Origin of the sequence: Halomonas sp. MCCC 1A11062 (genome assembly GCF_021404355.1) — a bacterium.
In the GTDB taxonomy this organism is placed as follows: Bacteria; Pseudomonadota; Gammaproteobacteria; order Pseudomonadales; family Halomonadaceae; genus Halomonas; species Halomonas aerodenitrificans.
The window spans coordinates 119,695-133,357 of the sequence record NZ_JABFTW010000007.1 but is presented as its reverse complement, the minus strand read 5'-3'; the positions used below and the strand labels follow the sequence as shown (position 1 = coordinate 133,357).

Here is a 13,663-nt window from a genome sequence, read left to right as displayed (position 1 = left end):
TGCAGGCTTTCGGGAAGCCGGGCGCGACGCTTGCTGGACGTTCGCCAAGGCTTCCCTACTTCATTTCAGAGGTCGCTACGATGGTAATGGACATCAACGAGATTCGTGATTATCTGCCGCACCGTTACCCTTTTCTGCTGGTCGATCGGGTGACGGAGCTGAGCCTTGGCGAATCCATCGTGGGCTACAAGAACGTCAGCATCAACGAGCCGTTCTTCAACGGTCATTTTCCTCACCATCCGATCATGCCCGGTGTGCTGGTGCTTGAGGCGCTTGCCCAGGTATGCGGTATTCTCGGGTTCAAGACCGTCAACAAGCTGCCTGCTGACGGTTACGTCTATTATCTAGTGGGTAGCGACAACGTGCGTTTCAAGCGGCCGGTGATGCCGGGCGATCGCCTGAAGCTGGAAGCTAAGGTCGAACGTGAAAAGCGCGGCATCTGGAAGTTCGCCTGTCGTGCTACCGTAGAGGGTGAATTGGCCTGCGAGGCCGACATCATCTGTGCCGAGAGGAAGGTTTCTTGATACATAGCACCGCCATCGTCGATCCTGGGGCTCGTCTTGCCGAGGACGTGGAAGTCGGTCCCTTCAGCGTGATCGGACCGGATGTCGAGATCGGTCCCGGCAGTCGTATCGGCCCGCATGTGGTGGTCAAGGGGCCGACCGTGCTTGGAGCCCGGACCCGGATCTTCCAGTTCGCTTCCGTAGGCGAGGATTGCCAGGACAAGAAGTATGCCGGTGAGCCGACCCGGCTGGTGATGGGCGACGACAACGTCATCCGTGAGGGCGTGACCCTGCACCGTGGCACCGCTCAGGATCGCGGCGAGACCACCATCGGCTCGCGCAACCTGTTCATGGCCTACGTGCATGTCGGGCACGACTGCGTCATCGGCAACGACTGCGTGCTGGCCAACCAGGCCACGCTTGCCGGGCATGTGACCCTGGGCAACTTCGTCATTCTCGGTGGGCTTTCGGCCATTCATCAGTTCTGCCATTTCGGCGACTACGCCATGGCGGGAGGCGGTTCGATCATCACCAAGGACACGCCGGCCTTCCTGATGATCAATGGCAGTCCGGCCAGGCCTCATGGGCTCAATCTGGTCGGCCTCAAGCGCCGGGGCTTCTCGACCGAGGCGATCAAGGCACTGGGCGAGTGCTACAAGCTGGTCTATCGTCAGGGCCTGACCGTGGCCCAGGCGCTGGAGGAGATCCGCAACCGCTACGCCCTGCCCGAAACCGAGGCCTTTGCCGCTTCCATCGAGGTCTCGACACGCGGCATCGTTCGCTGAGCGGACGTCGAAACGGGTCCGATATGAGCCAGTTAGCGCGTGTCTACATCGTCGCCGGCGAGATGTCCGGCGACCTGCTCGGTGCCAGCCTGATGCGGGCGCTCAAGGCGCGTCACCCCGGTGTCGAGTTCCGCGGTATCGGCGGGCCGGGGATGATCGCCGAGGGCATCGACAGCCGTTTTCCTCTCGAGACGCTCTCGGTCATGGGGCTGGTCGAGGTGCTCAAGCATCTGCCGGAGCTGATTCGGGTGCGCCGTGCGCTGCGCGCCGATGCCCTGGCCTGGCAGCCGGACGTGATGATCGGTATCGACGCGCCCGATTTCAATCTCGGCCTCGAGCGTCAGCTGCGCGAGGCGGGGCTCACCACCGTGCACTACGTCAGCCCCACGGTATGGGCCTGGCGTCAGGGTCGGGTCAAGGGCATCGTCCGCTCGGTGGATGCCATGCTCACCTTCCTGCCCTTCGAAGCCGCCTTTTACGAGAAGCACGATCTGCCAGTGGCTTTCGTCGGTCATCCGCTGGCTGACGAGCTGCCGTTGGCCAACGATCGTGGTGCTGCACGAGAGGAAGTCGGCTTGCCGCTCGGCGTGTCGGTGCTGGCCGTGCTGCCGGGGTCTCGGGCCAACGAGATCCGCTTTCTCGGCGAGACGTTTCTCGACGCCGCTGAGCGGCTGTGTCGCGAACGCCCCGACTTGCGGGTAGTGATACCGGCGGCCACCCCGCTGCGCCGCGCCGAGCTCGAAGCGCTACTCGAACACCGGCCCTTGTTGAGCGAGCGCGCCGTGTTGCTCGACGGACGTGCGCGACAGGCCATGGTGGCCAGCGATGCCGTGCTGCTCGCTTCGGGTACGGCGGCGCTTGAGGGCATGCTGTGTCACCGCGCGATGCTGGTGGGCTATCGCATGGCGCCGCTGACACACTGGCTGGCCAAGCGCCTGGTCAAGACGCCGTGGATCTCGCTGCCCAATTTGATCGCTCAGGAGACCTTGATCCCCGAGCTGATCCAGGATGCACTCACGGCCGAGGCAATCGTCGCGCGCATCGGTCCGCTGCTCGATGACGGCGAGACGCGTGCCGCCCTCGAAGCGCGGTTCGCCGCTATGCATGCCGGGCTGCAGCGCAACGCCAGCGCTCGTGCGGTCGAGGCCATCGAGGCCGTGGTGGCGGGGCGGCCGCTGCCCGAGTCGGTGGCAAGCGATACCATGACAGCCGATCCCGAGGTAGAGGCCAGGAGAAGCGAGACATGAGCGAGTCTGCCTTTCCCCAACTGGTCATCGACTACCAGGGCCACTTGCTGGCCGGCGTCGACGAAGTGGGCCGCGGACCGCTGATCGGCGCGGTGGTGGCCGCGGCGGTGATCCTCGACCCGCTGCGCCCCATCGCCGGCCTGACCGATTCCAAGAAACTCACGCCGCAGCGTCGCGTGGAGCTGGACGCGGAGATCCGCGACAAGGCACTGGCCTTCGCCGTGGCCGAGGCGTGCCATGCCGAGGTCGACGAGCTGAACATCTACCATGCCACCCACCTGGCCATGCGCCGGGCGATCGATGCGCTGCCGCTGGTGCCGGAGTACCTGCTGGTGGACGGCAATCGACTGCCTGGGCATCATGTACCCGGTCAGGCGGTCGTCAAGGGCGACGCCCGCCATCCGGCCATCGCTGCGGCCTCGATCCTTGCCAAGGTGGCCCGCGACGCCCAGATGGTGGCGCTCGACGCGCTCTTCCCCGAGTACGGCTTCGCCCGCCACAAGGGCTATGCCACGCCCGAGCATCTGGACGCGCTGGAGCGCCTCGGGCCTTTGCCCGAGCATCGCCGTTCCTTCGCTCCGCTGAAAGGACAACTCGAGCTGCTTTAGTCCATGAGTCGCTCCCAATACAGCGAGGGCGCCGGGGATAGGTCGTAGCGGGGGTCTTTTGCCATGGATGGCAAAAGTAGCTTACAAGGATGTATTCACAGCGCCCCCGCGAAGGCCTATCGCCGGATCAGCCCGAGCGGATTTGAGTTATATCGCAGGCCCGATAGCCTGTTTTTCGTGTCGACCATTTACCGCCAAGCCCCGAGCCTCTTATGACCACGCCCTTCGTACACCTTCGCGTCCACACCGAGTACTCCCTGGTCGACGGTCTGGTACGGCTCAAGCCGCTGATCAAGGCCACTGCCGAGCGTGGCATGCCGGCGATGGCCGTGACCGACGAGGCCAACCTGTTCGGCCTGGTCAAGTTCTACCGCGGTGCCCAGGGCAGCGGGCTGAAGCCGATCATCGGCGCCGACCTGTGGCTCGCCAATCCGCATGACGAGACGCACCCTTACCGGCTGACCCTGCTGGCGATGAACGACACCGGTTATCGCAACCTCACCGAGCTGATCTCGCGGGGCTGGATGGAAGGGCAGCGCCAGGGGCGGGCGCTGCTGGAGAAAGCCTGGGTGCTGGAGCAGAGCGAAGGGTTGATCGCCCTCTCCGGCGGTCGCGAAGGGGAGATCGGTCGCCACCTGCTGGCCGACCATCGCGACGAGGCACGCACGCTGCTCGAGGAGTGGCAGGCGGCCTTTCCGGAGCGCTTCTACCTGGAGTTGACCCGCACCGGGCGGCCGCTGGAGGAAGAGTGCGTGCACCTCTCGGTGGAGCTGGCCGTGACCACGGGCACGCCGGTGGTGGCCACCAACGATGTGCGTTTCCTCGAGCGTGACGACTTCTGGGCCCACGAGACCCGCGTTTCCATCGGCGAAGGCAAGGCGTTGGACGACCCGCGCCGCGAGCGCAAGTACACCGAGGAGCAGTACCTCAAGAGCCCGGCGGAGATGGCCGAGCTGTTCGCCGACATCCCCGAGGCGCTCGAGAACAGCGTGATGATCGCCGCGCGTTGCAACGTCGACGTGCGTCTGGGCGAGATCTTCCTGCCGGAGTTCGAGATCCCCGAGGGCATGACCCAGGACGAATTCTTCCGCAAGGTCTCCCACGACGGCCTCGACGAGCGTCTCGACTTCCTCTACCCGGTAGAGAAATACCCCCGCGACGGCGCCGAGTACGCCGAGATCGACAAGCGCTATCGCGAGCGCCTCGACTTCGAGCTCGACATCATCATTCAGATGGGCTTCCCCGGCTACTTCCTGATCGTGATGGACTTCATCAAGTGGGCCAAGGACAACGACGTGCCGGTGGGGCCGGGGCGCGGTTCGGGTGCCGGCTCGCTGGTGGCCTACGCACAGAAGATCACCGACCTCGACCCGCTGGAGTACGACCTGCTGTTCGAGCGCTTCCTCAACCCCGAGCGGGTCTCGATGCCCGACTTCGACGTCGACTTCTGCATGGAGAAGCGCGACCGGGTGATCGATTACGTGGCCGACCGTTACGGGCGCAACGCGGTGTCGCAGATCGTCACCTTCGGCACCATGGCGGCCAAGGCGGTGGTGCGCGACGTGGCCCGCGCCCAGGGTAAGCCCTACTCGCTGGGCGACAAGCTCTCCAAGCTGATCCCCTTCGAGGTGGGCATGACCCTGGCCAAGGCCATCGAGGCCGAGCCGGCGCTCAAGGAGTTCATCGAAAACGACGAGGAGGCCGCCGAGATCTGGGAGATGGCGGTCAAGCTCGAAGGCATCACCCGCGGCACCGGCAAGCACGCCGGGGGCGTGGTGATCGCGCCGACCAAGCTCACCGACTTCTCGCCGCTGCTGTGTGACGAGGAGGGCAACGGCCTGGTCGTGCAATTCGACAAGAACGACATCGAGGAGGCCGGGCTGGTCAAGTTCGACTTCCTCGGCCTGCGTACCCTGACCATCATCGACTGGGCGCTGGAGATGGTCGACAAGGTGCGCGCGGTCAAGGGCGAAGGGCCGCTCGACATCGACAGCATCCCGCTCGACGACAGCCCCACCTTCGAGATGCTCAAGCGCGCCGAGACCACGGCGGTGTTCCAGCTCGAATCCCGCGGCATGAAGGAGCTGATCAAGCGCCTGCTGCCCGACTCGCTGGAAGACATGATCGCCCTCGTCGCCCTGTTCCGCCCGGGCCCGCTGCAATCGGGCATGGTCGACGACTTCATCAACCGCAAGCACGGCCGTGCCGAGCTCGCCTACCCGCACCCGGACTACCAGCACGAGTGGCTCAAGCCGGTGCTGGAGCCCACCTACGGCATCATCCTGTATCAGGAGCAGGTGATGCAGATCGCCCAGGTGCTGGCCGGCTACACTCTGGGTCAGGCCGACATGCTGCGGCGTGCCATGGGCAAGAAGAAGCCCGAGGAGATGGCCAAGCAGCGCAGCGGCTTCATGGAAGGCTGTGCGGCCAACGGCATCGACAAGGAGCTGGCGGGCAACATCTTCGACCTGGTGGAGAAGTTCGCCGGCTACGGCTTCAACAAGTCGCACTCGGCAGCCTACGGCCTGGTCTCCTACCAGACCGCCTGGCTCAAGACCCACTACCCCGGCCCGTTCATGGCCGCGGTAATGTCCACCGAAATGGACAACCTCGACAAGGTGGTGCCGCTGATCGAGGAGTCGCGTCGCATCGGCCTCACCGTGACCCCACCGGACGTCAACATCGGCGGCTACAAGTTCACCGTCGATACCGAGGGTCGCGTGGTCTACGGCCTGGGCGCCATTCGCGGCGTGGGCGAGGGGCCCATCGGCGCCATCGTCGAGGCGCGTGAGGCCGACGGCCCGTTCAGCGACCTGTTCGACTTCTGCCGCCGGGTCGACCCCAAGCGCATGAACAAGCGCACCCTGGAGGCGTTGATCCGCTCCGGTGCTCTGGACAACCTGGGGCCGAATCGAGCGGTGCTCGCCGCCGCCCTCGAGGATGCCCTCAAAGCCGCGGCGCAGACCCAGAGCAATCAGAGCCTGGGCATGATGGACATGTTCGGCGAAGCCTTCGCCGACGACGAGGCCGAGAGCGATCCCTACGAGGCCTACCGCCGCGCCCGCGAGTGGACCGACAAGGAGCGCCTGGCCGGCGAGAAGGAGACCCTGGGGCTCTACCTCACCGGCCATCCCATCGACGAGTACGAGAAGGAGCTTGCCCGCTTCGTCTCCACCCGCATCGTCGATCTCAAGCCGTCGCGGGAGCCGCAGCGGGTGGCGGGTCTGGTGGTGGCGGTGCGCACCATGAAGTCCAAGCGCGGCGACACCATGGCCTTCATTACACTGGACGACCGTACCGGGCGCATCGAGGCCTCGCTGTTCGGCGAGCTCTACGATCAGCTGCGCGGCCAGATCGAGGCCGACCAGGTGCTGATCGTCGAGGGCGAGGTCTCCAGCGACGACTTCTCCGGCGGCCTGCGCCTGCGCGGCAAGGAGATCACGCCGATGGTGGCCGCTCGCGCCCGCTACGGCGAGGCGGTGGAGCTGTCACTGGACGGCACCCGGGTCAACGGCCGGCTGGTGGAGAGTCTGCGCGAGAGCCTCGTGCCGCACCGCGACGACGGCGGCCTGCCGGTGCGCCTGCGCTACCGCAACGAGGCCGCCGCCGGCTGGCTGGAGCTGGACGCGCAGTGGCGCGTGGCCCCCAGTGACGAGCTGCTGATTGCGCTGCGCGAAGTGGAGGGGCAGGATGGGGTGCGCTTGAAGTACCGCTAGGCCTACCACTTTGCCTTCGGCGGCAGGTCGTCAAGGCCGCCGGGGCTGACCGGCGACAGGCCTGCGAGGAGGCGCTGTGAACCCATCCCTGGGCGCTACTTTTGCCATCCATGGCAAAAGACCTCCTCTTCGGCCTGTCCCCGGCATCCCTCGGTGTTGGCGAAGTCCGCATACGTCGCCTTGCGCCGTGCGTTGAGGGTGCGATAATGCCCGACATTCGATTTTATGGCTTCCGGGGCGAACAGCGTTCATCATGCCCCGGCGACAGCAAAGACAAGGCGGCCCAGCCACTATGAATCCCAACTACCTCGATTTCGAACAGCCCATCGCCGAACTCCAGGCCAAGATCGAAGAACTGCGCCTGGTCGGCAACGACAGCCAGCTCAACCTCAGCGACGAGATCAGCCGCCTGGAGGAGAAGAGCCGCAAGCTCACCGAGTCGATCTTCAAGGACCTGACCCCCTGGCAGGTCTCCCAGCTATCGCGTCACCCCCAGCGCCCCTATACGCTGGACTATCTCGAACACATCTTCACCGACTTCGATGAGCTGCACGGCGACCGTCGCTTCGCCGACGATCCGGCCATCGTCGGCGGCGTCGCCCGGCTGGACGATCGTCCGGTGATGGTCATCGGTCACCAGAAAGGGCGTGAGGTGAAGGAGAAGGTGCGGCGCAATTTCGGCATGCCGCGCCCCGAGGGCTACCGCAAGGCATGCCGCCTGATGGAGATGGCCGAGCGCTTCAAGATGCCGGTGCTGACCTTCATCGACACCCCCGGCGCCTACCCCGGCATCGATGCCGAGGAGCGCGGCCAGAGCGAGGCCATCGCCTACAATCTGGCGGTGATGTCGCGGCTCAAGACCCCGATCCTCTCCACCGTGGTGGGCGAGGGCGGCTCCGGTGGCGCCCTGGCCATCGGCGTGTGCGATGAGCTCGCCATGCTGCAGTACTCCACCTACTCGGTCATCTCGCCGGAAGGCTGCGCCTCGATCCTGTGGAAGAGCGCCGAGCGAGCCGCCGATGCGGCTCAGGCCATGGGCATTACCGCCGAACGGCTCAAGGAGCTGGGTTTCGTCGATACCCTGATCGAGGAGCCGCTGGGCGGCGCCCACCGTCAGCCCCTCGTCACCGCCGAGCGGGTCAAGGAGTCGCTGCTGGCGAGCCTGGATCGACTCGAGGCGATGGAGACCGATGCTCTTCTTGAAAGACGCTATGAGCGTCTGATGAGCTATGGCGCTCCGGCATAAGAGAGAATCGCTGCAAGCCCTGATCGACGACGCCCTGGCGGAGACCCCGCCGGGGCGTGTCGTCTGGGTGGCACTCTCCGGCGGGCTGGATTCGAGCCTGCTGCTTACGCTGGCGGCCCAGGCCTGTCGGTGTCATCCCCGCCCGCTGCACGCCCTACACGTTCATCATGGCCTTCAGAGTGCCGCCGATGGCTTCGAGCGGCACTGCCGTCGGCTTGCCTCACGGCTCGGCGTGCCGCTGTTCGTCGAGCGCGTCGCGGTCGAGCGTGACGCCGGGCTGGGGCTCGAGGGGGCGGCGCGGGAAGCGCGTTACGCGGCGTTCGCCCGCCGTGTGGCACCGGGTGAGACGCTGCTGCTGGCCCAGCATCGTGACGATCAGGCGGAAACCTTTCTGCTCGCCGCCCTGCGCGGCAGCGGCGTACGCGGCCTGGCGGGCATGCCGGCGGAACGCGAGTGGCAAGGGCGACGCCTCGTGCGCCCGCTGCTGACACGCTCACGGAGCGAGCTCGAAGCCGAGGCGGCCCGGCTCGGGCTGCGCTGGGTCGATGACCCCAGCAATACCGATGAGGCGCTGGACCGCAACTTCCTGCGTGGCAGCGTATTGCCGCTGCTGCAGTCGCGCTGGCCCCAGGCGGCCACAGCCCTGGCCGGCAGCGCCCGGCTTGCCGGCGAGGCGGAGCAACTGCTCGAGGAGCTTGCCGCAGGCGACCTCGCTGCGCTGGGCGACGACCCGGGTTGCCTCGGCGTTGAAGCGTTGCTGAGGCTTTCTACGCCTCGGCGGCGCTCGCTGTTGCGTCACGCCTGTCGCCGGTTGGGTGTGTCCACACCGCCGGCGGGTCGTCTCGAAACGCTGCTCGAGCAGCTCGAGGCGCGCAGCGACGCCCAGGTCCGGGTGAGCTGGAGCGGCGCCGAGGCGCGCATCTGGCGCGGCCAGCTCTACCTGCTGCCCTCTTGTGAATCGCTGATGCCGGAATGGACCCTCGAATGGGACGGCAGGGCACCGCTGGTGTCGCCCTGGGGCGAGATCGGTGTCGGCTTGGCGCCCGTCGAGGGCCCCCCGGTGCGCCTGACGCTGAAGGCTCGCCAGGGCGGCGAGCGACTGCGCCTTGCCGGGCGTGGCAGCCGCGACCTCAAACGTTTGCTGCAGGAGGCTCTGGTGCCGCCCTGGGCGCGGGAGCGTGTCGCGGTGGTCTGGCACGAGCAGACCCCGGTAGCGGCGCTGCTGCTGCCGGAAGGGCGCTGGCTGGCCGTGGCGGCTGGGTGGTGTTCTGTGGCGAGAGCGTAGTCCGTAGCGAGAGAGGAGTGAGCGGCGCTGCGTTATGCCTGCTGCAATGGTGCACAAGCCAGCATGTCGTGCAGCACGCCCTCACGCAGTGCCCCATCGGCATAGTTCATCGTCGTCAGCTCGAATGTCTCGAAGATGGCTCCGAGAATGGCCACGCCTGCGGGAAAGATGCGCGAGCGGTCCGGCTTGAGTCCCTCCAGCGTGACGTTGTCCAAACGCTCGCATTCGATCAGGCGCTGGCGTAGCGTCTGCAAGCCGCTGCGGTTGACGATGCCCGGCTGGCCACCGCTTGTGGCAAGCACCGAAGCGGCCGCCTTGATGGTGCCGCTGGAGCCCAGCGCTTCGCTCCAGCCCAGCTCGCGATAGTTGGCCTCAATGGCCGCCAGCCGGGCCAGTACGTCCGCTTCCGCCCGGCGCATGTTGGCTTCGTTGACCTTGCCGTCGCTGAAATGTCGGCGAGTGTGGGTGACGCAGCCAACGTCGAGGCTCTGCAGCAGCAGCGGCCCCGAGGGATCCCCGATGATGAACTCGGTCGAGCCACCGCCGATATCGACGACCAGGCGACGCTCGTTCGCGGCCAGCGTGTTGGACGCCCCCAGGTAGATCAGGCGGGCCTCCTCCTCGCCGGAGATGATCTCCACGCGGCAGCCCAGCAGGGCTTCGGCCCGCTCGACGAAGGATTGCCGATTGAGCGCCGTGCGCAGCGCACTGGTGCCTACCACACGCAGACGATCACGGGCCACTCCCGCCAGGTAGGGAAGGAAGCGGTCAAGACAGGTCAGCGCACGCTGGATGGCAGCTTCGTCCAGATGATTGCGGCTATCCAGGCCGGCGGCCAACTGCACCTTTTCACCGCAGCGCGTCACCACCTGCAGCCGGTCGTCCTGATAGCAGGCAACCAACAGGTGAAAGCTGTTGGAACCCAGATCGATGGCTGCCAGTTGCCGTGGGTCTTGCCGTTGGAGCATGGCGTCATCGTTGGCGGTTTGAGGCCGATCCTTGGGTGCAGTCATCTAAGCGTCCTGATAGCGGATGGCTAAAGGTTGCGGCGCTGGCGCGAACGTGTCAATCGCACGGGGGTTGATCGATGGGGTTGCGTTCGTCGCCGGCCTTGACTAACATCGAGACGTTCGCCTGTTCCGAATGCTTTCCGACCGCGTCGCGGTCAACATCAAGTCGTCAGACAGCCCCTTCTTGTCGCTCGTTGTCATGTGCCGAAGCCATGGTGGCACTTGAAACGCACAGGCGATGAATCCATGCGACACGAAGCGCTGCTCCCTCTTACACGATACCGTGCCTCGACCTCTTGCGCAGAGTGGTCGTAGCGCAACGAGCATCGCTCATGAGCGGCAGCTCCATCGGGCTCTGAACGCACCCAAGCGGCGTACCGTTCTTTATCCGCACATTCCCACGGCCGCCGTGCCGCCACGCTGACATGAGCAACTTCCGAACACACCGATGAATCTTACCGAACTCAAGCAAAAAACCGTGCCAGAGCTCTTGGAGCTCGCCCGCGAGATGGGCATCGACAACCTGGCCCGCTCACGCAAGCAGGACATCATCTTCGCCATCCTCAAGAAGCACGCCAAGAGCGGCGAGGATATCTATGGCGACGGTGTTCTGGAAATTCTTCAGGACGGCTTCGGCTTCCTTCGCAGCGCCGACAGCTCCTACCTGGCCGGTCCCGATGACATCTACGTCTCGCCGTCGCAGATCCGTCGCTTCAACCTGCGCAAGGGCGATTCGATCTCCGGCAAGATCCGTCCGCCGAAGGAAGGGGAGCGCTACTTCGCGCTGCTCAAGGTCAGCCAGATCAACTTCGACAAGCCGGAAAACGCCAAGCACAAGATCCTGTTCGAGAACCTCACGCCGCTGTTCCCCCAGGAGCGGCTGCGCATGGAGATCGGCAACGGCTCCACCGAGGATCTCACCGCACGCATCATCGATCTCACCGCGCCCATCGGCAAAGGCCAGCGCGGCCTGATCGTCTCGCCGCCCAAGGCGGGCAAGACGTTGATGTTGCAGAACATCGCCACCTCGATCACACGCAACAACCCCGAGTGTCACCTGATCGTGCTGTTGATCGACGAGCGCCCGGAAGAAGTGACCGAGATGTCGCGCACCGTGCGCGGCGAAGTGGTCGCCTCCACCTTCGACGAGCCGCCGGCGCGCCACGTGCAGGTTGCCGAGATGGTGATCGAGAAGGCCAAGCGGCTGGTCGAGCACAAGAAGGACGTGGTCATCCTGCTCGACTCCATCACCCGTCTGGCGCGTGCCTACAACACCGTGGTGCCGAGCTCCGGCAAGGTGCTCACCGGCGGTGTCGACGCCCACGCCCTGGAGAAGCCCAAGCGTTTCTTCGGTGCCGCACGTAACATCGAAGAGGGTGGCAGCCTGACCATCATCGCCACCGCGCTGGTCGATACCGGCTCGAAGATGGACGAGGTGATCTTCGAGGAGTTCAAGGGCACCGGCAACATGGAAGCCCACCTGGACCGCAAGCTCGCCGAGCGCCGTGTCTACCCGGCCCTCAACATCCGTCGTTCCGGCACCCGCCGCGAGGACCTGATCGCCTCCGAGGACGAGATGCAGCGTATGTGGATCCTGCGCAAGCTGCTCAACCCGATGGACGATACCGCGGCCACCGAGTTCCTCATCGACCGCCTGAAAGATACCAAGACGAACCTCGAGTTCTTCGAAGCCATGAAGCGCCGCTAAGCGGGATCGGCGGTGCGCAAAGGGGCGGCATGCTATGCTGCCCCTTTCGTCGTTCCGGAAACGGGAATTGCAATGAAGTACAAGGATCTGCGCGACTTCATCGCCGCTCTGGAGGCTCAGGGCGAGCTGATACGAGTTTCAGCCGAGGTGGACCCCTATCTCGAGATCACCGAGATCTGTGACCGCACCCTGCGTGCCGGTGGCCCGGCGCTGCTGTTCGAGAACGTCAACGGTCACGACATGCCGCTGCTGGGCAACCTGTTCGGTACGCCCAAGCGGGTCGCCATGGGCATGGGCCAGGACAGCGTCGAGGCGCTGCGCGAGGTGGGAGAACTGCTCGCCTTCCTCAAGGAGCCCGAGCCGCCCAAGGGCTTTCGCGACGCCTGGGACAAGCTGCCGATCTTCAAGCAGGTGATGAGCATGGGGCCGAAGACGGTGCGCAGCGCCCCGGTACAGGAGGTAGTGCTGGAGGGCGACGACGTCGACCTCGGCCGCCTGCCGATCCAGCACTGCTGGCCCGGCGACGCCGCGCCGCTGGTTACCTGGCCGCTGGTGGTGACCCGCGGGCCGCACAAGAAGCGCCAGAACCTGGGCATCTATCGTCAGCAGAAGCTGTCGAAGAACCGTCTGATCATGCGCTGGCTGTCGCACCGCGGCGGCGCGCTCGACTTCCTGGAGCACCAGCAGACGAACCCCGGCGAGCCCTTCCCGGTGGCGGTGGCGCTGGGCGCCGACCCGGCGACGATTCTCGGCGCGGTGACGCCGGTGCCGGACTCACTCTCCGAGTATGCCTTCGCCGGGCTGTTGAGAGGCTCGCGCACCGAGCTGGTCAAGTGCGGCCACGCCGATCTGGAAGTGCCTGCGTCTGCCGAAATCATTCTGGAAGGCTTTATCTACCCCGACGACACGGCGCCGGAAGGCCCCTACGGCGACCATACCGGCTACTACAACGAGGTCGACGAGTTCCCGGTGTTCACCGTGACGCGCATGACGATGCGCCGCGATGCCATCTACCATTCGACCTACACCGGGCGTCCGCCCGACGAGCCGGCGATCCTCGGCGTCGCACTCAACGAAGTGTTCGTGCCGATCCTGCGCAAGCAGTTTCCCGAGATCGTCGACTTCTACCTGCCGCCGGAGGGCTGCTCCTACCGCATGGCAGTGGTGACCATGAAGAAGCAGTATCCGGGCCACGCCAAGCGCGTGATGATGGGCGTATGGAGCTTCCTGCGCCAGTTCATGTACACCAAGTTCGTGGTGGTACTCGACGACGACGTCGACGCCCGCGACTGGAAAGACGTGATCTGGGCCATCACCACCCGCATGGATCCGGCCCGGGACACCGTCATGGTCGAGAACACGCCGATCGACTATCTCGATTTCGCCTCGCCGGTGGCGGGGCTGGGCTCCAAGATGGGGCTCGACGCCACCAGCAAGTGGCCCGGCGAGACCGATCGTGAATGGGGCACGCCCATCGTCATGGACGAGGCCGTCAAGGCCCGCGTCAGCGAACGCTGGGACGAATTGGGTATCCGCCTGCCCCCTACACCCTGAC

General features: G+C 65.5%; 10 protein-coding genes. 9 read left to right on the top strand and 1 reads right to left on the bottom strand.

Features of this window, described 5'->3' with window-relative positions:
* The first annotated feature begins 80 nt into the window (after positions 1 to 80).
* From fabZ to tilS, 7 genes are all read left to right on the top strand, one after another.
* Positions 81 to 524 carry a 3-hydroxyacyl-ACP dehydratase FabZ gene (gene fabZ, locus HOP58_RS09830; protein WP_035592045.1) on the top strand — a complete coding sequence of 148 codons (444 nt, stop codon included), beginning with the start codon at positions 81 to 83 and terminating at the stop codon, positions 522 to 524.
* A complete protein-coding gene (lpxA, locus tag HOP58_RS09825) occupies positions 521 to 1,288 on the top strand; it encodes an acyl-ACP--UDP-N-acetylglucosamine O-acyltransferase (protein WP_010630147.1) in 768 nt (255 codons plus the stop codon). The genes fabZ and lpxA overlap by 4 nt, the downstream gene beginning before the upstream one ends.
* 23 nt (positions 1,289 to 1,311) lie before the next feature.
* Complete coding sequence (gene lpxB, locus HOP58_RS09820; RefSeq protein ID WP_234260195.1) at positions 1,312 to 2,535, top strand: lipid-A-disaccharide synthase; 1,224 nt, start codon at positions 1,312 to 1,314, stop codon at positions 2,533 to 2,535.
* The gene (rnhB, locus tag HOP58_RS09815; protein ID WP_234260194.1) at positions 2,532 to 3,143 is read left to right on the top strand and encodes a ribonuclease HII; all 612 of its coding nucleotides are present in this window, start codon (positions 2,532 to 2,534) and stop codon (positions 3,141 to 3,143) included. The genes lpxB and rnhB overlap by 4 nt, the downstream gene beginning before the upstream one ends.
* Positions 3,144 to 3,355: 212 nt before the next feature.
* Positions 3,356 to 6,859 (top strand): DNA polymerase III subunit alpha, encoded by a 3,504-nt coding sequence (dnaE, locus tag HOP58_RS09810; protein WP_234260193.1) that lies wholly within the window; start codon positions 3,356 to 3,358, stop codon positions 6,857 to 6,859.
* Positions 6,860 to 7,151: 292 nt separating this feature from the next.
* Complete coding sequence (gene accA, locus HOP58_RS09805; RefSeq protein ID WP_234252414.1) at positions 7,152 to 8,105, top strand: acetyl-CoA carboxylase carboxyl transferase subunit alpha; 954 nt, start codon at positions 7,152 to 7,154, stop codon at positions 8,103 to 8,105.
* Entirely contained in the window at positions 8,089 to 9,390 is a 1,302-nt protein-coding gene (gene tilS, locus HOP58_RS09800) for a tRNA lysidine(34) synthetase TilS (protein WP_234260192.1), read from the top strand. The genes accA and tilS overlap by 17 nt, the downstream gene beginning before the upstream one ends.
* Before the next feature lie 32 nt (positions 9,391 to 9,422).
* On the opposite strand, the gene HOP58_RS09795 is transcribed toward tilS, so the two are convergent.
* The gene (locus HOP58_RS09795) at positions 9,423 to 10,403 is read right to left on the bottom strand and encodes a Ppx/GppA family phosphatase (RefSeq protein ID WP_346657456.1); all 981 of its coding nucleotides are present in this window, start codon (positions 10,401 to 10,403) and stop codon (positions 9,423 to 9,425) included.
* A gap of 445 nt (positions 10,404 to 10,848) precedes the next feature.
* Here HOP58_RS09795 and rho point away from each other — a divergent pair, with 445 nt between their 5' ends.
* Both rho and ubiD read left to right on the top strand, forming a co-directional pair.
* Entirely contained in the window at positions 10,849 to 12,108 is a 1,260-nt protein-coding gene (gene rho, locus HOP58_RS09790; RefSeq protein ID WP_010630139.1) for a transcription termination factor Rho, read from the top strand.
* Between the two features lie 72 nt (positions 12,109 to 12,180).
* Entirely contained in the window at positions 12,181 to 13,662 is a 1,482-nt protein-coding gene (gene ubiD, locus HOP58_RS09785) for a 4-hydroxy-3-polyprenylbenzoate decarboxylase (RefSeq protein WP_234260191.1), read from the top strand.
* Position 13,663: the final 1 nt, after the last annotated feature.